21 protein-coding genes and 1 other RNA gene are annotated in these 22,219 nt (G+C 66.8%); 9 read left to right on the forward strand and 13 right to left on the reverse strand.

Annotated elements, in window-relative coordinates; genetic code table 11:
* Position 1 precedes the first annotated feature (1 nt).
* The 4 genes from NZ773_01855 to NZ773_01870 all read right to left on the reverse strand — a co-directional run bounded on the left by NZ773_01855 (position 2) and on the right by NZ773_01870 (position 2,653).
* Positions 2-919 (reverse strand): glycosyltransferase, encoded by a 918-nt coding sequence (locus NZ773_01855; protein MCS6800670.1) that lies wholly within the window; start codon positions 917-919, stop codon positions 2-4.
* Positions 900-1,847: a hypothetical protein gene (locus NZ773_01860; protein MCS6800671.1), complete on the reverse strand. Its 948-nt coding sequence runs from the start codon at positions 1,845-1,847 to the stop codon at positions 900-902. The genes NZ773_01855 and NZ773_01860 overlap by 20 nt, the downstream gene beginning before the upstream one ends.
* A gap of 62 nt (positions 1,848-1,909) precedes the next feature.
* Positions 1,910-2,368, reverse strand: coding sequence for an SRPBCC family protein (locus NZ773_01865; protein MCS6800672.1), 459 nt, complete (start codon positions 2,366-2,368; stop codon positions 1,910-1,912).
* A gap of 114 nt (positions 2,369-2,482) precedes the next feature.
* The gene (locus tag NZ773_01870) at positions 2,483-2,653 is read right to left on the reverse strand and encodes a hypothetical protein (GenBank protein MCS6800673.1); all 171 of its coding nucleotides are present in this window, start codon (positions 2,651-2,653) and stop codon (positions 2,483-2,485) included.
* Positions 2,654-2,714: 61 nt separating this feature from the next.
* Between NZ773_01870 and smpB the strand changes: the two genes are divergently transcribed.
* A complete protein-coding gene (gene smpB, locus NZ773_01875) occupies positions 2,715-3,173 on the forward strand; it encodes an SsrA-binding protein SmpB (protein ID MCS6800674.1) in 459 nt (152 codons plus the stop codon).
* A gap of 42 nt (positions 3,174-3,215) precedes the next feature.
* Positions 3,216-3,570, forward strand: a transfer-messenger RNA (tmRNA) gene (gene ssrA, locus NZ773_01880).
* Between the two features lie 144 nt (positions 3,571-3,714).
* Here the strand turns inward: ssrA and cas6 are convergent.
* From cas6 to NZ773_01915, 7 genes are all read right to left on the reverse strand, one after another.
* Complete coding sequence (cas6, locus tag NZ773_01885; protein ID MCS6800675.1) at positions 3,715-4,617, reverse strand: CRISPR system precrRNA processing endoribonuclease RAMP protein Cas6; 903 nt, start codon at positions 4,615-4,617, stop codon at positions 3,715-3,717.
* Positions 4,614-7,001, reverse strand: coding sequence for a pyruvate dehydrogenase (locus NZ773_01890; GenBank protein MCS6800676.1), 2,388 nt, complete (start codon positions 6,999-7,001; stop codon positions 4,614-4,616). Before NZ773_01890 ends, cas6 begins: the two co-directional genes overlap by 4 nt.
* 63 nt (positions 7,002-7,064) lie before the next feature.
* Entirely contained in the window at positions 7,065-8,588 is a 1,524-nt protein-coding gene (gene csm5 / locus NZ773_01895; protein MCS6800677.1) for a type III-A CRISPR-associated RAMP protein Csm5, read from the reverse strand.
* Positions 8,585-9,514 (reverse strand): hypothetical protein, encoded by a 930-nt coding sequence (locus NZ773_01900; GenBank protein MCS6800678.1) that lies wholly within the window; start codon positions 9,512-9,514, stop codon positions 8,585-8,587. Before NZ773_01900 ends, csm5 begins: the two co-directional genes overlap by 4 nt.
* Complete coding sequence (gene csm3, locus NZ773_01905) at positions 9,511-10,320, reverse strand: type III-A CRISPR-associated RAMP protein Csm3 (protein ID MCS6800679.1); 810 nt, start codon at positions 10,318-10,320, stop codon at positions 9,511-9,513. Before csm3 ends, NZ773_01900 begins: the two co-directional genes overlap by 4 nt.
* A gap of 15 nt (positions 10,321-10,335) precedes the next feature.
* Positions 10,336-10,836 (reverse strand): type III-A CRISPR-associated protein Csm2, encoded by a 501-nt coding sequence (gene csm2, locus NZ773_01910; GenBank protein ID MCS6800680.1) that lies wholly within the window; start codon positions 10,834-10,836, stop codon positions 10,336-10,338.
* Positions 10,829-13,060: an HD domain-containing protein gene (locus NZ773_01915; GenBank protein MCS6800681.1), complete on the reverse strand. Its 2,232-nt coding sequence runs from the start codon at positions 13,058-13,060 to the stop codon at positions 10,829-10,831. The genes csm2 and NZ773_01915 overlap by 8 nt, the downstream gene beginning before the upstream one ends.
* Positions 13,061-13,260: 200 nt before the next feature.
* On the opposite strand from NZ773_01915, the gene NZ773_01920 reads away from it, so the two are divergent.
* Positions 13,261-13,803 (forward strand): bifunctional nuclease family protein, encoded by a 543-nt coding sequence (locus NZ773_01920; protein MCS6800682.1) that lies wholly within the window; start codon positions 13,261-13,263, stop codon positions 13,801-13,803.
* 244 nt (positions 13,804-14,047) lie between these two features.
* Here the strand turns inward: NZ773_01920 and NZ773_01925 are convergent, their stop codons facing one another.
* Positions 14,048-14,374, reverse strand: coding sequence for a general stress protein (locus tag NZ773_01925; GenBank protein ID MCS6800683.1), 327 nt, complete (start codon positions 14,372-14,374; stop codon positions 14,048-14,050).
* A gap of 400 nt (positions 14,375-14,774) precedes the next feature.
* Between NZ773_01925 and NZ773_01930 the strand changes: the two genes are divergently transcribed.
* Positions 14,775-16,325: a GMC family oxidoreductase N-terminal domain-containing protein gene (locus NZ773_01930; GenBank protein MCS6800684.1), complete on the forward strand. Its 1,551-nt coding sequence runs from the start codon at positions 14,775-14,777 to the stop codon at positions 16,323-16,325.
* A gap of 83 nt (positions 16,326-16,408) precedes the next feature.
* Here the strand turns inward: NZ773_01930 and NZ773_01935 are convergent, their stop codons facing one another.
* The gene (locus tag NZ773_01935) at positions 16,409-17,011 is read right to left on the reverse strand and encodes a sulfite oxidase-like oxidoreductase (GenBank protein MCS6800685.1); all 603 of its coding nucleotides are present in this window, start codon (positions 17,009-17,011) and stop codon (positions 16,409-16,411) included.
* 127 nt (positions 17,012-17,138) lie between these two features.
* Between NZ773_01935 and hisS the strand changes: the two genes are divergently transcribed.
* The 5 genes from hisS (at position 17,139) to NZ773_01960 (ending at position 22,152) form a co-directional block, all read left to right on the forward strand.
* Positions 17,139-18,395, forward strand: coding sequence for a histidine--tRNA ligase (gene hisS / locus NZ773_01940; protein ID MCS6800686.1), 1,257 nt, complete (start codon positions 17,139-17,141; stop codon positions 18,393-18,395).
* 37 nt (positions 18,396-18,432) lie between these two features.
* Positions 18,433-19,506, forward strand: coding sequence for a peptide chain release factor 1 (gene prfA, locus NZ773_01945; GenBank protein ID MCS6800687.1), 1,074 nt, complete (start codon positions 18,433-18,435; stop codon positions 19,504-19,506).
* Positions 19,457-20,347 carry a peptide chain release factor N(5)-glutamine methyltransferase gene (gene prmC, locus NZ773_01950; protein MCS6800688.1) on the forward strand — a complete coding sequence of 297 codons (891 nt, stop codon included), beginning with the start codon at positions 19,457-19,459 and terminating at the stop codon, positions 20,345-20,347. Before prfA ends, prmC begins: the two co-directional genes overlap by 50 nt.
* Before the next feature lie 75 nt (positions 20,348-20,422).
* The gene (locus NZ773_01955; GenBank protein MCS6800689.1) at positions 20,423-21,508 is read left to right on the forward strand and encodes a sigma-70 family RNA polymerase sigma factor; all 1,086 of its coding nucleotides are present in this window, start codon (positions 20,423-20,425) and stop codon (positions 21,506-21,508) included.
* A gap of 62 nt (positions 21,509-21,570) precedes the next feature.
* Positions 21,571-22,152, forward strand: coding sequence for a TIGR00730 family Rossman fold protein (locus tag NZ773_01960; protein MCS6800690.1), 582 nt, complete (start codon positions 21,571-21,573; stop codon positions 22,150-22,152).
* Positions 22,153-22,219 lie beyond the last annotated feature (67 nt).

A 22,219-nucleotide genomic window follows, 5' to 3' on the forward strand; every position in this document is an offset into this window, starting at 1 on the left:
ATCACAGCCGGACCGCGTGCCGAAAGTAGCTGCATGCCTCGCCCACGAGCGTGGCATACGTTCCTGCAAGATAGACGGGAAGCGTGACAAGATAGCGACGCAAGAGCCGTGCCTCCGCAGCCCGCCGCGCGTCGCGCAGAACGCTCCACATCAGGCGAACGGGAAAGAACGAGAGCAGTGCCCAGAGAAGACTTCGTCCTCGGCTCCACCTAAAGTGCGCCGTTCGCGCTCGCGCAAGGTCGTTCCCCCAGCGGAGGCGGTTCTGGACGATTGCGCGAAGATGGTCAAGATGGTGGTGATATACCACGGCGTCGGGAGCGAACGTGATCGACAGACCGGCCTGCGCTGCCCGCCAGCTGAAGAGCGCATCTGCCGGCGCAACCTCCTCCGAGAACGGGCCGAGCGCCTCAAAGACCCAGCGCGGCAGGAGGCAGTTCACCGTCCCTGCAACGGCGGCGCGCCGCGACCGACGCGGAAGCAGGGCCGCAAATTTCACGAAATGGATCCCGTGATCGAGCCAGCGGTCCCCGAAGCAGCGGCAGGCACCCGCAACGATCCCTCCAGTTCGTTCGTGCTCGGCAACGAGACGCGACAGCCACGTTGGCTCAGGGTAAGCGTCGGGGTCGGTGCAGACGATGAGGTCGCCGCGAGCGAGCGCGATGCCGCGATTGCGCGCCGAGCACGGGGTCAGCCGCGTCGGGGATGCGACCACCTTCACCCCGGGATAGGCGGCGGCAATCCGGCGCGTTCGGTCGTCCGGGCTGCTGTCGACGACGATCGTCTCGAAATCGCAAAACGTTTGCGCCCGCAGCGCCGAGAGGGTGCTTCCGATCGTTGCGTGCGAAAGATAGGCAGAGATGACGATCGATACTCGCGGTCTCGATTCCTCCCCGCTGGAATTACTCCAGACGCTCAGCATTCATCTCGAAATCGGCGAATCGCTGCCCCGCGGTCCCCGCTCCGAAACAGTAGCCAATGAACTGCGCCATTGCGTTCAGGCAGTTGGAACAGAGAACGATCGGGAGCCGCCTCAGGACAATCATCCGCTGACGGGAGCTGGGCCACACCGCGATGAGCAGACGCACTGTCCGCACGAAGGGCTGCAGCGGCAGTCGGCCGAGCCACAACGCGCGCCGGAGCGGCGAAAGCGGAAACGACTTGCGAAATGCGTCGCCTGCCGAGCGATTGAGGCACCATAGAGCCCGAATGCGGGCAGCATACCGGTTATCAGACAGATGGCTCCATCGAAACGATGGCTCGGCGAAGAGACCTCCGCCACGGTCACGAAGCGCTCGGTGCAGCAGAGCTTCATCGGCGAGCAAGTGAGGCAACCTCGGCTCGAGCGCCACGAGCGCCTCTCGCCGGAAGGCAGTGTTATGCCCGGGAAGAAGCGGGACGAGGCTAGGCGCAGAGGGAAGCCGAAGACTGGCAAACGACGTAAGGTGCATGAACTCGCTCTTCTCGGTCGGCGGGCTCGCGCAGTCGGGGAACGAGCCGAGCGCGACGGCGAACGGAGGAAATTTGTGCTGCAAGGCGTCGAGCCATCCCTCCCCGGCCCGGGCGTGTTCCTCCAGGAAGGCAACAATGGGAGCAGCGGCAAGCGAGACGGCATAGGCGCGGAAAGCGCCAAGTGGCCAGCCGCGCCGCAGCGGGACGGCAACGACGGCCGGATGGTCGCTCCCCGGCAGCGGAGGATGACGATCCCGACCGAAGTCGAAGAGGAGCACTTCACATTCGTCTATCCGCGGCTGAGCAAGGACGCTGGCAAGCGCTCGTGCGCCGCGCTCGCGCTGCCGATCGACGGCGAGAATGACACTGACCAGCGGGGTCTTTTGTCGCGTCCGCATCCGCTCTCTTTCTGGAAGCTCCAGCATCTCGGCGCGCCGCACGGGAGTATGCATCCGGGGGGTCAGCGCGACAAGAGCGCGGCGGCGGGCGCGAGACACTCGCGGAGCGCGCGCAGCGCCCTCTCCATCGTCGCCGCGATTTCGCGTTCGAAGAAGGGACGCCCGATGAGGCGAACGAGCGGCAGGGAGGGGAGGACCAGCGTCGTTTCCAGCGTGACGAGCGCGCCTTCCGGACAGGGCGCGAACGTCCAGCGGCAGGCGCTTTCAGGGCCATCGATGGTGCGTGCTGCCATGGTGCGCGGGGGGTCGAATTCGGTGACCTCGAAGCTGGCGCACAGCGGAAAACCGCGGACGTTCGCTTCCCACGTGAAGCGGCTGCCGAGACCATACGGCCGGCGCGACTGAGGCCGAAAGTCGGTCAGATAAGGCATGAAGCGGAGAACATTCCGATAGTCGGCAACGTACTGGAAGACTTCCTCGGGAGGAGTGGCAATGCGAATGGAACGCGCCAGTTCGATCATTGAGCGACTCGGTCTCGGATTTCGGGCGCAAGCTGCCGCGCCCGGCGGGAATGCATGATGGAGGAATGGCGGCCAGAACGCTAGCAGAATGCCGCGGCGGCGTCCACAGAACCCCTACCGTCTCTTGACATTCCTCCCGCCAATCCGGTCGAGGAACTTCGAGAGGAGGTAGGCGAACCCGAGCGCGGCCGCAGTCCCGACGGCATAGCTGAGCAGTTCATCCGGCCCAATCTGCCCATCGTGGAGCGGGACGATAGCGAGGCCGGCCGCAAGGAAGAAGAACATAGCGTTTCAAGTGTACCGCAGCGGCGGCAGCGGAGGCTGCTTGGCCATGGTATACTGTACTGTGTCAAAGGAACCGACAGAGCCGCTCGCTGTTAACCGCAAGGCGTTTCATGACTATTTTATCGATGAGACGTTCGAAGCGGGAATAGCGCTCAGCGGCACCGAAATCAAGTCCGTCCGCAAGGGGAACATCAACCTCCGCGATGGGTATGTTCGGCCTGAGGGCGGCGAGATGTGGCTGCTCGGGGTGCACATTGCGCCCTATGAGCAGGGGAACATTTACAACCATGACCCGCGGCGACCGCGCAAGCTGCTCCTTCACCGGCGCGAGATCGACTACTTGACCTCCAAGGTGAAGGAGAAGGGGTTGACGATCGTTCCGCTGCGGGTCTATATCAAAAACGATGTTGCCAAGGTCGCCATCGGCTTGGCGCGCGGCAAAAAGCAGCACGACAAGCGGGAAGCGATCGCGGAGCGAGAAGCCCGGCGCGAAATCGAGCGGGCACTCAAAGCGCGGTAACCGCGGCAACAGCGGCGAGACCTTCCTCGCCTCAACACCTTTGGGGACGCAAGGGTTCGACAGGGGGGGAGGTGACGCGATTGCGGGCCGAGGATGCCGATCCACTCGTAAACGATTCGGCACGCCATAACTGGCAACACTGCTTACGCTCTCGCTGCCTAAGTAGCAGCGACGTCTACCCTCGCCTCGTCCCGGCGGGAGGGGAGTAGGCGCCATGCAGCCGGGATGCTCGCCGTCTCAGGTCGAGGGGGACGGCGCTAAGCCTACTCGACTAGCCCAAAGGAATCCCGTCGGTGGGAGTCCGCTGGGTGAAGCGCCAATACGCCGACTACGCCCGTAGCATATCGCGCGCTGAACTGCTCTGGACGGGGAGTTCGATTCTCCCCCGTCTCCACCACGCCGACGCCTCCCTTCTCGGGAGGCGTCGGGCTTTTTGCGCCCGAGCGGCAAGCTCGCGCTGACAGCACAGACGGCGCCCGCCGCTCGACCGGCCAGCCGCAGCAGCCAGCGGAGCAGCGACAGGAGCAGCGCGCCGCAGCGATCAGGCGGTCTGGACCACCATCCAGCCGTCCCCCTTAACGGCATTCTTGCCGACATGGACCGCTTCTCCCCAGCGCAGCCACGGCACAAGCGGCGTGAGTTCGCCCTGCCAGACGGCCGCTCCGACTATCCCTCCCGTTGGGGTGCGCGTGCCGGTCCGCCGCGAGCCGCTCCACGCCTCAACCCAGCGGGTGCGCTCCTCAACGAGCTGAGCGGCCCGCGCGACTGCTGCGATTTCAGCGCGCCGCTCGCGCCAAACCGATGCTAGCGGCGGTGCGACACTGTAGCAGGCGCTCAACGCTTCCAAGCGCTCGAGGAGCCGGTGGGTCAACACTACGAGGTCCGGCCGTTTCACCAGCGCTCCGCGATGGACGAGGCGGAGCGGTGTTCGGAATGTGACCGTCAGCCTCGCCGCGGGCGCGCACGAGGCACTGACTGCATCGTCATCAAGAACGCCGACTGCTGCCCCGCTGATTGGCGGTATTCGGCGCGAGGCGAGCAGCGTTGATCGCCCCCGTCCCCGTCCGAAGCCGCGCCCGGCAGCCCACGCGATCGCGTCGACCACCGCTTCCCCCAGTTCGATCGCGGGGCCGATCAGCGTGAGGCTGAACGACCAGAGCGCGCCTGCTTCAACCCGCGCCGGCCCCGGCTCAAGAGCGTACGGCCGGGGCACCGCTTGGCCGCGATGCCGATGGGGGTCCGCTGCCAGCAGCAAAAAACAGGCTGGGCAGTGTCGCCAGTGGCAGGGCGCGCTGCTCGGTCCACCATGGCACCAGCGGGCGAAAAGCCCAGCGGCGAGCGCACCCCGCAGCGTTGAGCCCGGGTTCCGGCCGAGATCGACGTCGTCTCTTGCCTGCAGCTGGATCTGAAGCCGCTGCACCCGCAGGCCGGTCCGCGCGTTCACTCCACGAGGTCAAGCGCCGCGAACGCGGCGGCGACGATCGCGTCGGCGTCGATCCCGTAGTAGCGGTAGAGATCGGCCCGCGAGCCCGACTGTCCAAACGCATCGACACCGAGCGGGACCACCGGCGCACCGAACACCCCCCCGAGGAAGGTCAGCGCGTGGGAAGCGCCGTCGACAACGGTCACGATCGGGGCGCGCCGCTCGGCAGGAGGAAAGAGCGCTGCAAGCTGACCAAAGCGAGCACGCTCGCCGGCGCGTTGCCGCCGGCGCTGATCGGTCAACTCGGCGGAGAGGCGGTCGGCGCTGGTGATGACCACGAGATTGGCAGCCACCCCTTCCCGATGGAGCCGGCGCGCCGCCTCAACCGCTTCGGGCACCATCGCCCCCGCGACCGCAATTTGGACCACTGTCTTCGGGTCGACCTCGCCGAGTTCTTCCCGCGCCTCGAGCAGCCGATAGCCGCCCGCCAACACCTGCTGCCGCAGCGTCTCTGCGCCAAGCCGCTGGAGGGCCGGCTCAAGCAGCCGCTGGTCCACCGGCTTGGTCGACAATCGGAGATACATTGCGCGGCCGTTCCGGCGGTCGGTGCACTGGCGGAGCCCCTCGAGCAAAATCCATTCGACCTCGCGGGCAAACGCCGGCTCGTAGCTGATCAGGTTCGGCAGTTCGATCCCCAGCGACGGGGTGACCGTCGACTGATGCGCCCCGCCCTCTGGGCTGAGCGAGATGCCGGATGGAGTGCCGACGACGATGAACTTCGACTCAGAGTAGAGACCGTAGATGAACGCATCCAGCCCGCGAAGAACGAAGGGGTCATAGACGGTGCCGATCGGCAGCAGCAGTTCCCCTTGCATCTCCTGCGAGAGGCCGAGCTGCCCCAGCAGGAGAAAGAGATTCATCTCGGAGATCCCGAGTTCGATATGCTGCCCTTGAGGCCCAGGTTGCCAACGGACGGGCTGGGGAGCAGGCTCAAACCGGTCGGCGGCAGTAGCGCTGAACACCCCAACCCGGTTAATCCAGCCGCCGAGGTTCGTCGAGACGGCGACATCCGGGGCGACCGTCACGATCCGCTGGCTGATGGCGGGCACGCGCGACAGTTCAACGAGCAGCCGGCCGAGTGTCTCTTGGGTCGACGTGGTCGCAAGCGGCTGATGGCCGATGCTTGGCGGGATATCCGTCGGCGCAAGCGCAGGCGGACGGCTGGGCAGCGCCGGCCCACGGAGACGCTCGGCCGCCAAGCGGCAGATCTCGGCCTCGGGGCTGCCAGGAGGAAAGCGGGCCCATTCGTCCTCCGGCGGGATGCCGAGACGCGCCGCCAACTCTTGCATCTGTTTGGCGGTGAGAAGGGCCGAGTGGTTGAGGGGATGGCCGGCGATCGGGAGGCCCCACCCCTTGATGGTGTAGGCGAACACCACGCTCGGCCGGTCGCGCACTGCCGCCGCTTCCTGAAAAGCGCGCAGCAGTTCGGCAATGTCGTGGCCGCCAAGATCGCTCACGAGAGCAGGGATCTCCTCGTCAGGAAAAGGCGAGAGCGCGCGCTCAACGCCCGCTGGGTCATCCGCGCCGACAATGAAACGCTCACGGCAGATCGCTCCCGGCAGCCGGATCGCCGCCTGATACTCTTCGTTGCTCATGTCGTCGATCCGCTGGCGGAGCGCGGCGCCCCCTGGACCAGCAAACACTGCTTGAAGCCGCCGCCCATACTTCGCCTCAACGACATGCCATTCGCTGTCGCGGAAGATCGCCTTGAGCTGGCGCGCGCGGATCCCCGGCACCACGCGATCGAGGCTCTGGCGATTCAGGTCGACAATCCACAGGATCGTGCCGACATCGCGAAGATGCTCCTCCGTCACCGCTTCCCACACGTTCCCCTCGTCCAGTTCGGCGTCGCCGACGAGCGCGATGTACCGCCGATCAGCAGGGCCGCCGAAATGCAGCTGGACATAGCGGTCGGTGAGCGCCGCGAAGGCCGGCGCCGCCGCTCCGAGGCCGACCGACCCAGTCGAGAAGTCGACCGGGTCGGGGTCCTTCGTTCGGCTCGGATAGGCCTGCAGTCCGCCGAAACTCCGCAGCGTCGTCAGGTAGCGGCGGTCAAGGTTGCCAAGAAGATATTGGACCGCGTGAAATGCTGGCGAGGCATGAGGCTTGACGGAGACGCGATCGCCGGCGCGAAGAAACGCGAAGTAGAGCGCAGTGAGGATCGACACCATCGAGGCGGAAGACGCCTGATGCCCCCCGACTTTGGTGCCGTCCGAGGAGGGACGGACGGCATTGGCGTGATGGACGATATTGGTCGCGAGCCAGAGCACTCGGCGCTGGATCGATTCGAGCGCCGCCAGCTGCTCAGGGGAGAGCGGGACCTCGAGCGTCGGTGCTTCGCGCATGGCCACTCCAGAACACTGTCGTGATCGCGTGTGTCAAGCGTACCACGATGCGCGGCGCGGTGATCAGGCAAGGCGGATGCGGAAGAAGGGCGGCAGCGTCAGCACCCGGACGCGGAGGCGCTGGCCGACGGTAAAGCGGACCGCGAGGTTGCCGCCGCCGACTGTAGCGGCGTCGAGCACTGCCGGCTCGCTCCGGCCGACATCCACCACTAAGCGCGTCGGCTCGATCGCGATGATCTCCGCGTCGAGGATCATCCCTACTTTGATGGCGCGGTCGGCCAGCCGCGGGATCGGCGGAGGAGGCGCAGCAGCCTGCTCCGGCGCGGCAGCAGAGGGGGGACGGAGCAATGCCTGCAGCGCGGCAAAGGGCGTTGCCGGCTCCGGGCGGGCCGGTTCCCGCGGGGGCGCCGCGGCCGCCACCGGTGGACGCTCGACGACGGCAAAGGCGTCATCCTCCCAGTCGACCGCAATCGCCCTCGAGGTCGGGAGCGGCGCTTCCAGCGGGCTGAGGGTGACGAGCGTCCACCCCAGCGGCAGCGCCGGACCGCCCCGCCGCTCGACCAGCTTGCGCGTCGCCGGAAAGACGCTCTGCTGGGTGCGTCCCCGCCCTTGCCCCCGCTGGTCAGGGCGGGAGCGCTCGGTTGGCCGCCGGCGATCGTCGCGCTCTCCGAAATAGTCGGCTCGGATTTGCGCCCAATCGGGGCTAGCGGTCAAGGCGAGACCAAGCGACTTCGAGTTCCAGCCTGCTCCCCAGCCGAGGTGGAGGAGAATCACGAGGTCGGAAGCATTCTCGGCAGCGGCGAGGAGGGCGTCGTAGAAGGCGACCAGCGCGCCTGCGCCCGCCGCGGCGGCATACTCCCGCTCCGCGCGAGCGCGCCGCACCCCTTCTTCGCGCGCTAACGCGATTGCCTCGACGATCGCCTCGCGGTTTGGGGGAGACTCGAGCCGCGGATGCTCAAGAGCGAGCCAAGCCTCGTCGATGACGAGGGAGCCGACGAAGCGGCCCCCGGGGGCGACCGCTTCGACAGCAAGCCGGTCCGAGAGCGGCACCAGCGCTCGCGCCTCGAGCCCATAGGTCCGAACGGCTGCGAGCGTCAGGCGGGTTTCGTCGCTCGGCCGCGCGTCAGCAACGCGGAGAGCGCGGAACCCGCTCGCGCGCGGCTGTGCCCCAAACAGGCGCCGCTCAAGCGGCTGGGCAGCAAATCGGGCGGCCGGCGCAAGCTCGTCCTTTTTGATCAGCCGCCCCGCCACCCGCTCCCGCTCGAGCAGGGCGGCGGCAATCAGCGTATGGAAGGCTCCCTTCAGCGCGCTGCCCGGCAGCAGCGGCTGTCCGAAGGCATCCTTGGCGACGGGGCGCACCGGGCCGGGCGGGGTTGTTCCGCCGAACGGGAGGCGATAGAGCGGCTCCGGCATGCCGAGCAGCCGCCCAGCGCCATCGCGCGGTCCGCTCTCGGGGCCATAGACGAGCAGCGCGCCGTCATGAACGACATAATCCAACTCCGGCAGCAGCGGAAGGCTCCCGCTGCCGACAGCAAGCGGGGCGACGACGTCAACAACAACCCGAAAGGAGCGCGCCTGACCGGTCACGCTGCCCCCGCCATGCCGATCGGAAGCGCCCAGCCAGCGCGGAGAACTTCATGCTCCCGGAAGCCCGCGGGGGTCACATCAGCCATGCGCCCCACGGGAGGACGGCCGTCTACCGGGGCGAGGACACTTCCCGCTGCTATCATGCGGACTGTGCGATGACGAACCGTTCCCGCCGCGCTCGCCGTCCAGCCGCTTCGATCCTCAAGCTGATACTGGGCCGGCGGATTAAGGACGCCGCCCTCCAGCTCGCGGACCGAGGGAAGATAGAGCGAAAGAGTGCAGTAGCGCGCCGGCTGGGATGGCTCACGAATTTCGATTGAGCGGACGTCGAGGTCAAACTGGCCTGCTCCCCAGCTGCGCCGGCCGCCGAGACCAGTATCGCCGAGAGAGCGCAGCGCCGCGATGACATCATCGCGCCAGCCCGCATCGATCTGCGCGATCACCGCCAAACCGCAGCCAGGGGCAAAGCGGACGAGACGGTCGGCGAAGGGCTCGACCCCTCCCGCGCCGAGGCGGGCGCGGCGGACCTCTTCAACCGCCCAGACCGGCCCCTCCGGCAGCGGCTCGGTCTTGCTGGCGCGCAAGCGTCCCTCTTGAAGCTCGCGGATTTCGCCCCCCTCTTCTCCCGCCGCCATGGCCTCGAACAGCCGCTGCGACACCCAGCCCGTTCCCCCCGGCGCGGGGAAAAAGAGAGTATCGCCGACAAAGGGCAGCGCGCTCGAGAAGCGGAGCGGCGGAGCGTCGCCCGCGCTCCGGATGATGCGGAGGAAGCTCGCAAGCCGCGCCGGCCCGAACAATTCGCGCAGGGAGAGACAGAGCGCGCTGAAGAGGGTGTCCGAGGCGACGACAGGAGACGGCTCGCCGCTGGCATCGGGGCCGAAGTGGAACGGGCCGCGCGGAATGAGACGAAACAGCGTTGCGTTCACGCCGGGAGCGCCAAGGCTGACCGGATGGCGTCGGTCAGTTCTTCGAGGTTGTCGAGGAGCGCAGCAACATCAGGATAGCGGCGGGGCGAGAAGCCCGCGCCTACCTCTCCGCGGTAACTGGCCCGCGAGCGAACCGTGATGTCGAAGTCGACGAACCGCACCTTGCCGCTGCCGCGCGAGCCGTGCCCGCCGAGATAGCTGTCTTCGACGAGCTGCAGACCGCGGACCACCCAGCCGAAGTCGGCGAGGTCACGCGCAGAGTAGACGCTGTACACCAGCTCAAGCGGCGCAAGGCGGGCGCCGGCGGGCAGCCGCTCGATCTGGCGCGGGGCCGGCTCTGCTGTCACGCGGTCGACCGATGCCTCGGACTTCACTTCAGTGTACGGGAGGTCGGTGCGAGCTCGTTTCAGCGCTGCGGCGCTTTCTGGGGCAAGAAAGACATCGCGCACGATCAGGCGAGCAGCGCCGTCAACTGCGAAGGCGCGCGTCCCGGGCACGCCATAAAGCCGACCGATGGGGTTGGCGTCATACTCTTCGCGGCTCATCGGCACATAGACCTGCACGCCGCCCCGGCCGGAAGTGTTGGGCAGCAGACCGAGCAGCCGCTCCGTTTCGGCGCGCATCTTCCCGCGCAGGGATGAGCCAGGGAGATAGGGCTGGCCTGAGAGCGGGTCACGCACCACCGTGAACTCGAGGCCAGGGATCGCCCCATTCGTGCCTGCGCCGATATGGAGCCCGCTCTCGAGCTGAACGGCCGCGCGAACGAGGATGCGCCCGTAGAGCGTCGTTACCGCTCCGTCGGCCATGACCTTCCTCCTAGGCTAGCGCCCGCTGAATTGCGGGCCAGCATAGAAATATGCCATCAACGCTTCCACGAAGTGGACCAGATGGTCGAAGCGGTCGCGGTCGTTGCCGACAAGGTCGACCGCCGGCGCCAGCGTTTGGTAGAGGTCGGTGACGCCGCGCCCGACACCCGCCGCCCGCCCGGCGAGATAGGCGAGCCGCGGCTTCACCAAAGGGAGCGCGCGTCCTTCGTCTGTCGGCCAGTCAAGCTCGATCCGCCGCAGCTCGCCCCAAAGAACGCGCAGCGCGCCGCTTGTGGCCTGGCGCGCCTCCAGCCGCTCACCGGCAAGAACGCGCGCGACCCGCTGCGCCTCCTGAACAATGACCCCAGCATTGCCGTCAACAATGATGGCGCGGAGGTCGGCCGGGTCGATCGGGCGCAGCGGCTCGGCAGGACGGCGTCCTTCGCCGCGCGGAGCTGCGCTTGGCCGCGGCCCGCCGCGGGGGGGACCGCTCCGTCGTTCGGGCGCTTCAGTCATGGCGTGCCTCCGCCTGCGTCCTGCGCAGCGCCTCTTCCGCCCAGCGGGCGGCGAGCGCGAGCCGCGCGGCGCTCTCCGGCCGCGCGACATCATTGGTGAGATTCACGAAATCGACCTCCGGAAGCTGCCCCTGATCGGCAAATTGACGTAACGCAGCAGTGGCGCGCCACGTCCAGCGGCCGCGGCCGGGTGCGCCTTCTCCTGCGCGCACCACGCGGAGGAGGCGTGGGGAGACCCCGCGCTTCACGATAAGGTCCGTCAAGCGGTTAAACCGCTCCCACACCGGACGAAACTCGTCCCAGCCGAGCGTTGCGCCGAAGAAGGTGAGCGCGTTCTTATCCCGACCGACCCGCGCAGGGCCCCCGCCGCGTTGGCGGCGCTTTGCGCCGCGCGCCAGCGCCGCGGCAACGGCACGGTGCTGGGTGTCGGCGCTCCCGAGACCGTCGCCGACCGCTGCCGACAGGCGGATGGCCGGGTGATCGCCCGTCAGCGCACTTAACCCTTGGGCGAGCGCAAAGCCGATGCGCGGCAGTTCATCCGGCCGCCCGAGACAGGTGATCCCGTCGGCCGACCAGTGAACGATCGTGACCGAGCTCGCGGCGTAGCGACCGGCAGCTTCCACGCCGACCGCATCGAGAAAATAGCGGAGGAGCCGGCCGCCATCAACGAGGCGAGCGAGCGGCGCTGCAGCGTGACCCGTCGTCCGCAGCTGGCGCGAAAAATCGAGATCGATCTCCAGCAGGGCGACGTCGGCCGTGCCGTTGCTCGGGCGGAGAGGAGGACGAGAGACGATCGCGATCGGCGCCCGCTGGCGGACTGCCCACGCGCGGACGGCTGGGTCATGCGGACCAACGACGCCGAGCCGCTCGAGCCGCGCCCACCGGACATGCTCCGCGAGGTCTTCGCTCGGCGGCTCGGCAAGAAGCGTGAGCCGCCGGCCGAATGCGGCCAGCGCCCGCTGGGCGGGAGAAGCCGGCACGCCATCGGGATCGGGAAGCGCTTCAATAAGGAGAAAGGCAGCATTCTCGAGCTGATCGCCGAGGTGGGCGAGACTGGCGGCCTCCTCGTCCTCATCGGGGTCGCGCGCCGAGAACAATCGGTTCAGTTCGACAGCGCCGAGAGCGCCGTAGGGGCGCGCTGCCGCTTGCTGGAGCAGGCCTTCCAAGCGCTCCATCGCGACACCGATAGCGCCGCCAACTTCGCGTCCCGTGATGGGGGTCGCGGCGATGCTGGCGATGAACGCGGCGCCGCCGTCGAGCAAGCGGCGGTCGAGCTCCCGCGCGACCGCCGGCAGGCGTTCCTGTGCCGAGAGCGGAAGGAGGAGGAGCAGACGCCCGGGGTCGACCGTAAGCCGCGCGACTGGAGAGGCATGAAACGACTCGATCAGCCAATCGGCGAGAACATCGGTCAAAACCGCCTCAAGCAGCGAGCGGGCCTGAAGGGCACGGAACGTCAGTCCCGCATTCGGATGGCTGAGGCAGCGGCGAAGCCGCACCCCGAGTGCGAGCGCGACCGGGGCGTCGAGCGCTGCGCTCGAGCCGGATGCCAGTGCTTCAAGGCGCTCATCGGCAGCCTCATCCGCAGCGAGGCAGGCGGCGAGGGCGGCAGTGACGTGAAGGTGCGCGGCGAGCGAGATATCGTTTGCCGGTTCTCGCGCAGGCGCCGGCACGAGGATGCAGGTGCGCCAGATCAGGTCGAGCAATCCGCTGAGATAGGCAGCGAAGTCGGGACTGGAAGCGACGGTATGCTCGGTGGCGACCATCTCCGCAAGGGCAAGGAGACGGCGGCGTACCTCGTCCCGCTCCATAGGAGCAGGGCGGGGGGTCAGCCCCTCGAGGTCGTGCGGAAGCGGCCCGACGGGGAAGAAGGTCGGCGGGCGAGCGGGAGCGTTCTCCGGAAGGCCGAGGGGAAGAAGGGGGAAAGGAGAACGGCGCTGCAGGAGAGGCCGCCCGCTCTCCTCATCGTCAGGCCCGCCGGCCGCGAGGCGGTCCGCAGCGGCGACAAGGCGGCTTAAGCGATCGTCCGGCCGGTGATGGGCGAGGATCGCGGTCGAAGCGGCGCGAAACGGAGCGGGAGCGCGCTCCGCAACGAAAGCGGCCGCTAACGGCGCATGGCCCGTCGTCGGCCCTGATGCATCAGCGGCGCGCTGAGCGAGCACGCCGATATCGTGCAGGAGGGCGGCGACCACCGCCGTTTGGAGCAGTGAGCCCGGGTGACCTTGCACGCAGTCCCTTGAAAGCGATCGTGGGAGGGGACGCCGAACTGTCGTCCGCAGTATATCATGAGGCGAAGCGGCTGGCTCGGCGGGCCGACTCGGTTGATCGCCTCATTTAATCGGCGTACAATGACCTAGAAGTTGCACGGCATTCAGCGAGCGGGCTGCCGAGCAGCCGCCGAGGGATGCCGACGCGGGAGGCCGGAGCGATGATCGAAATGGTGATCGAGAGCATCCGGGTGAGCCTGCTCAACTACCAACGAGTGGTGATCCTGAAGGAAAAAGAGTCGGACCGCTACCTGCCTATCTGGATCGGGCCGGCGGAGGCCGACGCCATTGCCATCAAGCTGCAGGACGTCTCGGTCGCTCGACCGCTCACGCACGACCTGCTGCTTGCGACGATCGGCGAACTGGGCGGGCGCGTCCTCTCTATCGTCGTGAGCGACCTGAACAACGACACCTTCTATGCGCGCATCCTCCTCGATGTCGACGGCCGCCAAGTTGAGCTCGACTCTCGACCGAGCGACGCCTTGGCGCTCGCAGTCCGGGCGAAGGCGCCGATCTACGCGGAGGAGACTGTCCTCGAAAAAGCGGGGATCTATCTCGAAGAGGAAGGCCAGCAGACGAAGCCCAGCGAACGCTCAGAGACGATCGATCAGCAAGAGCTCGAGAAGCTGCGGCCCTTCGCAGAGTTCATCAACAGCCTCGACCTTGGCGACTTCGACCAGCGACGGGGCAGCAGTTCGCGATAGCGCCCTGACCAAAAGCCGACCCCGCCCGTGCGTCAGCCGCGGCGTCCGTCGCACCGCTTCTCAGCAGCATTCTCGCTCCACGCGCAGGGCAGGGCACTGCTCCTCTCGGCCGTCTCCGATCGGCCCAGAGCGCGCGCTGTGCCGAGCCGCTTGTTGCCCTGAAGAGAAGCAGGGCAGGTATTGCGCGGGAAAAACGACGAGGGCGCGTCTAGGCCGCGCCCTCGTTCCTCTCCGCGGCGTGGCGTTATGACTCTGCCGGCTTCGTCGCTCGGCTGCGCTTGAGGGTCTCGCCGCCCTTCTTGCCGATGGTCGAGTAGTAGTCGGGACCGTGGCGCTCCTTGACGGCATAGCCGCCCTTTCGCCCGATGCGCGCGTAATAGTCGGTCCCGTGCTTCTCCTTCACCGCCTCGCCGCCCTTTTTACCAATCTCAGCGTAGAACTCCGGGCCGCGCTCGGTCGCCACGACGCGTCCGCCCTTCTTCCCAATGCTGGAGAAGAACGCCGGTCCGTAGCGCTCCTTGACGGTCTTGCCCCCCTTCTTGCCGGCTTCCTTTACGGTCATGTCCGTCATCGGACGACTCCTTTCTCCCCAATCGACAGCCACGTGTCCGGACTCGCCGCCCTGCCAGTAGCCACCGCACTCTGCAACCAACTATACGAGCAGCTCCGAGAAACTGTCAAATATTTATGACAAGTTTTCTCTCGTGCTGAGAGTGCCCTCAGATCGCAGTGCGCCGCCGGGGTTCGTCCGCGGCAGCTCGATCCGCGGACTGCCTGCAGGCCGCGGACTGGTCCGTAGGGCGCATTCCGGGTTGGCGGCTCCCTTCGCCCAGTGGACGAGGCGACGACGCACTTCCCCAGCGCAGCAGAGGCGCTCGCCTCGGGTGCCGCTTGAGGAGCACATCAGCTCGGGCCGTCTTTTCGGCGGCGCCGTGGTATGCTCATCGCGCCTGCTGGCAGGGGAGGGTACTGTGGAGAACGTCGACACGATCGTGATTGGCGCCGGCTCGGCAGGCTGTGTTATCGCAAGCCGGCTGAGCGAGGATCGTCACCATCGCGTTGTCCTCGTCGAGGCGGGACCAGATTACGGTCCGGTCGGAGCCGGTCGCTGGCCGGAACCGCTTCTCTCGGCGCGCTATCAGCCGGGGTCGCACGACTGGGGCTACCAGATGGTGGCGCGCGGCCGCACCTATCGCCAATGGCGCGGAAAGGTGGTCGGCGGCTCGTCCACGATCAATGCGGCAGGGATCACGTGGCCAACGCGAGCGGACCTCGAGCGGTGGGAAGCGCTCGGCAATCCCGGCTGGGGGTGGGCGGGGCTTCTTCCTTATTTGCAGCGCGTTGAACGCGACCGCGATGGGGCATGGCCCGGCCATGGGCGCGATGGACTGCTGCCCGTCACGACCGGCACCTCTTCCTCCGCGCTGATCGCCGATTTAGCCGGCGCCTACGAGCGGCACGGGGTTCCCCGGCTCGCCGACTTCAACGACCCGGAAGCGCGAGAAGGGTTTGGCCGAGAGACGCGAAACGTCCTCGGCGCGAGGCGAGTCCATCTCGCCGAGGCGTATCTCGACCCAGCGCGCGACCGCCCCAACCTGACCATTCTCTCCGAAACCATCGCGGACCGGATTGTCTGGCGCGGCGACCGCGCCGACGCCGTTGAGGTCATCCGCGACGGACAGCGGAGCCGGCTCGCCGGCGAGCGGATCGTGCTCTGCGCAGGCAGCTTCGGCACGCCGGCGATCCTGCAGCGCTCCGGCATCGGGCCTGCCGACCGACTCCGTCCTCTCCTTGAGGAAGGAGCCCCCCTTCATCATCTCCCCGGAGTGGGCCGCAATCTCTGGGAGCAGCCTGGTATTTTCCTCCGCTGGGAGCCTGCGCCCGGCGCGAGAGAGCGGCTGATGGCAGACGGAACGCCCTTTGCCGCTCTCGTCGTCAAGCTGAAAAGCGACCCCGCGCTTGACTGGTTTGACCTCCATGTCTTCCACAGCCACCTTGCCATCCCGGGTGAAGGGCGCTTCTTCGGCGCTCAGCTCTGGATGCTTGTGCCGGCGGAAAGCGGCGAGGTGCTGATCGCCTCGAGCGACCCCCTTGCGCCGCCGCGCATCCGCGGCGGGATCGGCCATCCTGAAGATATCGCCCGAATCGCGCAGGGGGTCAGGCGGCTGCGCGCGATCATCGGGGAGGAGTCTCTTCGCTCTTGGATCGGAGAGGAAGCCGAGCCCGGCGCCCGCCTCGACGAGAGCGCCCTCCGGGCGTGGGTGGCCGACCACCTCGACCTGTACCATCACGCCTGCGGAACCGCCAAACTCGGGCCGGCAAGCGATCCTCTCGCCGTTGCGGAGGCTGACGGCCGCGTCCGCGGGTTCCGCAATCTCTATCTCGCCGACGCCTCCTTAATTCCGGTCATTCCTCGGGCCGCTGTCCACCTGCCGGTGCTCGCTCTTGCTGAGAAGATCGCGGACGAGCTGGCAGGACGGGGGACTGCCCCGCCTGGGTACGAAACGGCGGCGAGCAGCTGAGCGCTCCAGGGGCACGCTCCGGCGTGGCTGCCCAACGACGCCGGTGCGCCTCCTTCTTACTGGGCTTCAGCCGCGGACAGGCGCTAATCGCCCCAGAAGCGCTGCTCCTGCCACGGGTCGGCGTCGTTGTGGTATCCCAGCTGCTCCCAGAAGCCGAGGCGGTCTTCTTTCAGCACTTCGACACCGCGCACCCACTTCGCGCTCTTCCAGAAGTACCGCTTCGGGACAACCAGCCGGAGCGGGTAGCCGTGTTCTGGGGTGAGCGGCTTGCCGTCATGCTCGAATGCGAAGAGCACGTCATCGTCGTAGAGCGCCTCGAGCGGCAGGTTCGCCGTGTAGCCGTATTCGGCATGAATGAGGACAAATCGCGCGTCGGGCAGGGGCTGCGCGAGCGCCAGCACTTCCTTCGCCGCCACCCCTTTCCAGCGGTTGTTCAGCCGGCTCCAGCGCGTCACGCAGTGGATATCGGACGTCGACTCGATCTGGGGCAGCTGCATGAACTGCTCCCAGTTCAGTTCAACGGGACGCGCTACCCGGCCCCAAATGCGGAACGTCCACGTCGCGAGGTCGATGTTCGGCACCGGCCCGTAATGGAGCACCGGCCATTTCTCGGTCAGCACCTGACCTGGCGGGATCCGCTGCTTGATCGAGTCGTCGAGCGGTTGGCGGCGGAATGGATTGATCACGTTGGCCCCTTCTCATTCCTGGCGGGCATCGCAATCATTCTATGACCCATCCACTGCTGCGGCAAGTGAGGCGGTTGCGGGGCGATTTCACCATCAGCTATCCTGGCAAAGAAAGCGAGGTCGAGCCGTGTACCGCGCGCCGCGGGGCATGCAAGACATCCTCCCCGATGACCAGCCCTATTGGCAACAGCTGATTGAACGATGCGTCGACATTGCACAACGATACGGCTATCGACGGATCGATACGCCGATCGTCGAGTCGACCGAGGTGTTCCTGCGCGGTGTCGGCGAGACGACAGATGTTGTCGAGAAGGAGATGTACACCTTTCTCGACAAAGGGGCAAACTCCCTGACGCTTCGTCCCGAGTTTACTGCCGCCATCTGCCGTGCTTACCTTGAGCATGGAATGGCCTCCTGGCCCCAGCCAGTCCGGCTGTACAGCATCGGGCCCCTCTTCCGCTATGACCGCCCGCAAGCAGGCCGCTACCGCCAGTTCCATCAATTCAACGTCGAGGCGATTGGCGAGGGAGACCCGACGCTCGACGCGGAAGTGATCGATATGGCCGGCCTGCTGTATGAGGAAGTGGGGCTGTCAGGCCTGCATCTCCTCGTCAACAGCATTGGCGATGACGCCTGCCGGCCGCGGTATATCGTGGCGCTGCGCGACTTCTTCGGCCAGCATCTCGACGAACTGTGCTCCGACTGCCGCGGCCGATTGGGGCGGAACCCGCTGCGGGTGCTGGATTGCAAACATCCCGCCTGCCGCCAGATCGGCGATGACGCTCCCCGCAGCGTCGACTGGCTGTGCGATGCTTGCGCCGTCCATTTCGCGACGCTGACACGCTACCTCGATCGGCTCGGGCGGCGATGGCAGATCGACCATCGGCTCGTTCGCGGCCTCGACTACTACACGCGCACGGTCTTTGAGTACCAGCCGGCCGATGCCGGCGCCCAGAGCGCGATTGGCGGAGGAGGCCGCTACGATGGGCTGATCGCGCAGCTTGGTGGCCGGCCGACCCCGGGGGTCGGTTTTGCGACGGGGCTCGAGCGGATCGTGCTCAACCAGAAGAAGGCCGGCATGGAGGCGCCGCCGCCCGAGCCCCCGCGCGCCTATCTCGTCGCGGTCAATGAGGAGGCCCTCACAGAAGCGGTCGCTCTTGCGGCGGCGCTGCGGCGGCGCGGGATTGCGACGGCAGGCCCGGTGGGGGGGCGCGGCCTCAAAGGGCAGATGCGGCACGCCAACGCCTCTGGGGCGCGATACGCCATCATTCTCGGTCCCGATGAACTGGCAGCGGGCGAGGCTCAAGTCAAGCCGCTGCACGGGGGCGAGCCCCGCCTTCTCCGGCTGGAGGACGTCGCCGACGCTCTCCTCGCTGACACCTAGCGCCATCCACTGCCCATCGCCCACGAGGTGCCCGAATATGTACCACCGCCTCGACGCCGTCGTGCGTCGTTACGAAGCCCTGACAAGCGAGCTCGCCGACCCGGCGACCCTACGCGACTACGAGCGGCTGATCCAGCTGAACCGCGAACGCGCTGAGATCGAGCCTGTCGTCGAGCTCTACCGTGAATATCGCAAGACAGAAGATCAGATCCGCGAGGCGCGGCAGATCCTCGAGGAAGAGAGCGACCCGGAGCTGGTCGCGATGGCGAAAGACGAACTGGCCCGCCTCGAGCCGAGCCTGCGCGAACTCGAGGAACAGCTGAAGCTGGCGCTCCTGCCGCGCGACCCGAACGACGACAAGAACGTCTTTATGGAGATCCGCGCCGGGGTCGGCGGGGAAGAGGCCGCCCTGTTTGCTGCCGATCTCTTCCGGATGTACGCCCGCTACGCCGAGCGGCACCGCTGGAAGGTCGAGGTCGTCGATGTGAGCGAAGCAGAGGCCGGGGGGTTCAAGGAGATTGTCTTCCAGGTTCAGGGCAAGGGCGCCTACAGCCGCCTGAAATGGGAGAGCGGCGTTCACCGCGTTCAGCGGGTGCCTGCCACGGAAGCCCAGGGGCGGATCCACACCTCAACCGCAACGGTCGCCGTCCTTCCCGAAGTCGAAGAGGTCGACTTCGACATCCGCGAAGAGGATATCGAGATGGAGTTCTACCGCTCTGGAGGAGCGGGCGGCCAGAATGTCAACAAAGTGTCGACCGCGGTCCGCCTCCTTCACAAACCGACCGGGATTGTGGTCACCTGTCAGGATGAACGGTCACAATTGAAAAACCGGCTGAAGGCGATGGCCGTTCTCCGCGCCCGGCTGTACGAACGGGAACAGCGAAAGCGGGAAGAGGCGATCGCCGCCGACCGGCGCGCGCAAGTCGGAGGCGGTGAGCGGTCTGAGAAAATTCGGACCTACAACTTCCCGCAAGATCGCCTGACTGACCATCGCATCGGCCTCACCATTCACGGTCTGGCCGAGATCCTCGACGGCGGGCTTGACCCCGTTATCGACGCGCTTGCTCTCGCGGACCGGACCCGGAAGCTGGAGGCCCACGTCGTCGCCTGACCGCTGCCTCACCGTCTGGGAAGCGCTGCGCGACGGGGCGGCGACCCTCGCCGCAGCCCACGACCCAGAAGCGGCGCCCGCCGCGGAGCGATTGCTGATGCATGTCCTCGGCCTCTCCCGAGCGGGACTTCTCACCGCGGCGCGGACGCACGTCTCCCCAGAGCAGCATCATGCCTATCGTGCTCTCCTCGCTCGCCGGGCAGCAGGCGAGCCAGTCGCCTACCTCACCGGCAGGCAGCCGTTCCGTCGTCTTGACCTTGTCGTCACCCCGGATGTCCTGATCCCGCGGCCTGAGACTGAACTGATCGTCGATCTCGCGCTCGAGACGCGGCCAGAACCGCCGCTCGTCATCGACGTCGGCACCGGCGCAGGGGCGATCGCCCTCGCGCTCGCCGACGAAGCGCCGGGCTGGCGGATTGCCGCCACCGACTGCTCGCTGCCTGCGCTTCGCGTTGCTCGTCATAATCGAGAGCGCCTTGGGCTCGCGGTCGACCTCGTGCTTGCTGACCTGCTGCGCGGTGTCCGCGGCCCCATCGGCCTGATTGTCGCCAATCTTCCCTACATCGACACCTCCCAGTGGGCCGCGCTGCCGCCGTCAGTGCGCGACTGGGAGCCGCGCCTTGCGCTCGACGGGGGCCCGGGCGGGCTGCGCCTCATCGCCCGGCTCGTCAGTCAGGCTGTCTCGCGGCTTGCCCCAAGCGGAACGCTGCTCTGCGAGATCGCGCACGACCAAGGGGAGCGCGCTGCCGCGCTCGCGCAGCGGGCGTTCCCGACAGCGTCGGTCGATATCGTTCGTGATCTTGCCGGGCACGACCGCGTCTTGCGCGTGCGGCGCCGCTGAAACGGCGCTCTTTGCGCCTGCGTATGTATGCCTGAGCGGACATCCTGCCGCACTTCGCGCAAGGTGAGAGACGATATGGGCCGAGGCATCTCCCACTACGATGATGTCGTTCCACTCAGTTTCGGCGTCCCTGCCGATGACCTTCCCCTCGATGAGGAGACGATCCTTCTGCCAGAGCCGGCGGAATACCTCGTCGACGAGGAGGATGAGGCCGAGGAATCCGACCTGTATCCTCCCGCCAGCGAGGAGGAAGAAGTCACAAACACGATCGGGATCTATCTGCGCGATATTCGGCCAGTAAAGCTGCTAACGAAAGAGGAAGAACAGTCGCTTGCGAAAGCGATCGAAGAGGGCGAGCTCGCCAAAGCGGAGCTGCAGAAAGGCGACCTCGATCCAATCGAGATCGCGGAGGCCGAGGCGCTCATTGCTGTGGGGGAGGAAGCTCGACGGCGCCTGACCGAAGCGAATCTGCGCTTGGTCGTCAACGAAGCGAAGAAATTTCTGAATCGCGGACTGTCCCTCGATGACCTTATCCAAGAGGGGAACCTTGGGCTGATGCGCGCGGTCGAAAAGTTCGACTACAAGCGCGGCTTCAAGTTTTCGACCTACGCCACGTGGTGGATTCGACAGTCGATCCTGCGCGCAATCGCCGACCAAGCGCGCACAATCCGGATACCCGTGCACATGATCGAGGCGATCAACAAGATGATGCGCGTCGCGCGGCGAATCCAGCAGGAGACCGGCCGCGAGGCGCTGCCGGAAGAGCTGGCGCGCGAACTTGGGATCTCGGTCGCCAAGGTGCACCAAATCATCAAAGCGTCCCAGCGTCCTCTCTCGCTCGAGGCGCGGATCGGCGACGAAGACGACGGCCGCTTGTTTGAGCTCGTCGAGGATAAGAGCGCGGTCTCGCCGGCGGAAGCTGCTTCTCATCACATCCTCCGAGCTGAAGTGAGCGCGATGCTGGCGCAGCTGACAGAGCGTGAGCAGCGCATCCTTCGCCTCCGCTTCGGGCTTGACGATGATCGCTCGCGCACCCTCGAAGAAGTGGCGCGGGAAGTCGGCCTGACGCGCGAGCGGATCCGCCAGATCGAAGGGCAAGCGCTCGCCAAACTGCGCCAGCAGCGGCAGCTTCCGGGCTTGCGCGACTACCTGAGTGCGTAAATGGCGGACATGCCGCCTCGACAGCGATCATTGAAGGTGACACTCCGTGGAGTTGCGCCATCATGCACGCTGTCTGCGTTTTTTGCGGCTCGAATGTCGGAAACGCCATGGCGTATCGGGCTGCCGCCGAAGAGGTGGGCAGCACTCTCGCCGACCTCGGCATCACGCTCGTCTACGGGGGCGGCCAGATTGGGCTGATGGGCGTCGTTGCCGACGCCGCCCTCGCGCGCGGCGGCCGAGTGATCGGCGTGATCCCCGAACCGCTGGCGATCAAGGAAGTGGCTCACGCCGGATTGACCGAACTGCATCTCGTCAGTTCGATGCACGAGCGCAAAGCGCTCATGATGGAACTGTCCGATGGGTTTATCGCTCTCCCCGGCGGCTTCGGGACGCTCGAAGAGTTCTTCGAAGTGGTAACCTGGGGGCAGCTCGGCATCCACCGCAAGCCCTGCGGGCTGTTGAACGTGGCCGGCTACTACGACCCGTTGATCCGGTTCCTCGACGCTGCGGTCGAGCACGGGTTCATCGCGCCGGAGCACCGGCAGCTTGTCCTCGAGGACTCTTCGATAGCTGGCCTGCTGCGCCAAATGCAGGCCTACCGCCCTCCGACGACCACAAAATGGGTCACCATCACGGAGAGCTGACGCCTCAATCTTGCGCTTTCACAGCCGCGCCTGCCGCTCTTCGGCAGGCACGCGGCTCGCCTTCCCC

It is taken from the genome of Dehalococcoidia bacterium (assembly GCA_025054935.1).
Classification (GTDB): Bacteria; Chloroflexota; Dehalococcoidia; order SpSt-223; family SpSt-223; genus JANWZD01.

Coding starts and splice junctions, on each gene's coding strand:
- NZ773_01855 (MCS6800670.1), bottom strand. CDS start 919: ATGCTGAGCGTCTGGAGTAATTCCAGCGGGGAGGAATCGAGACCGCGA.
- NZ773_01860 (MCS6800671.1), bottom strand. CDS start 1,847: ATGCGGACGCGACAAAAGACCCCGCTGGTCAGTGTCATTCTCGCCGTC.
- NZ773_01865 (MCS6800672.1), bottom strand. CDS start 2,368: ATGATCGAACTGGCGCGTTCCATTCGCATTGCCACTCCTCCCGAGGAA.
- NZ773_01870 (MCS6800673.1), bottom strand. CDS start 2,653: ATGTTCTTCTTCCTTGCGGCCGGCCTCGCTATCGTCCCGCTCCACGAT.
- NZ773_01890 (MCS6800676.1), bottom strand. CDS start 7,001: ATGCGCGAAGCACCGACGCTCGAGGTCCCGCTCTCCCCTGAGCAGCTG.
- csm3 (MCS6800679.1), bottom strand. CDS start 10,320: ATGGCCGACGGAGCGGTAACGACGCTCTACGGGCGCATCCTCGTTCGC.
- csm2 (MCS6800680.1), bottom strand. CDS start 10,836: ATGACTGAAGCGCCCGAACGACGGAGCGGTCCCCCCCGCGGCGGGCCG.
- NZ773_01920 (MCS6800682.1), top strand. CDS start 13,261: ATGATCGAAATGGTGATCGAGAGCATCCGGGTGAGCCTGCTCAACTAC.
- NZ773_01925 (MCS6800683.1), bottom strand. CDS start 14,374: ATGACGGACATGACCGTAAAGGAAGCCGGCAAGAAGGGGGGCAAGACC.
- prfA (MCS6800687.1), top strand. CDS start 18,433: ATGTACCACCGCCTCGACGCCGTCGTGCGTCGTTACGAAGCCCTGACA.
- NZ773_01955 (MCS6800689.1), top strand. CDS start 20,423: ATGGGCCGAGGCATCTCCCACTACGATGATGTCGTTCCACTCAGTTTC.
- NZ773_01960 (MCS6800690.1), top strand. CDS start 21,571: ATGCACGCTGTCTGCGTTTTTTGCGGCTCGAATGTCGGAAACGCCATG.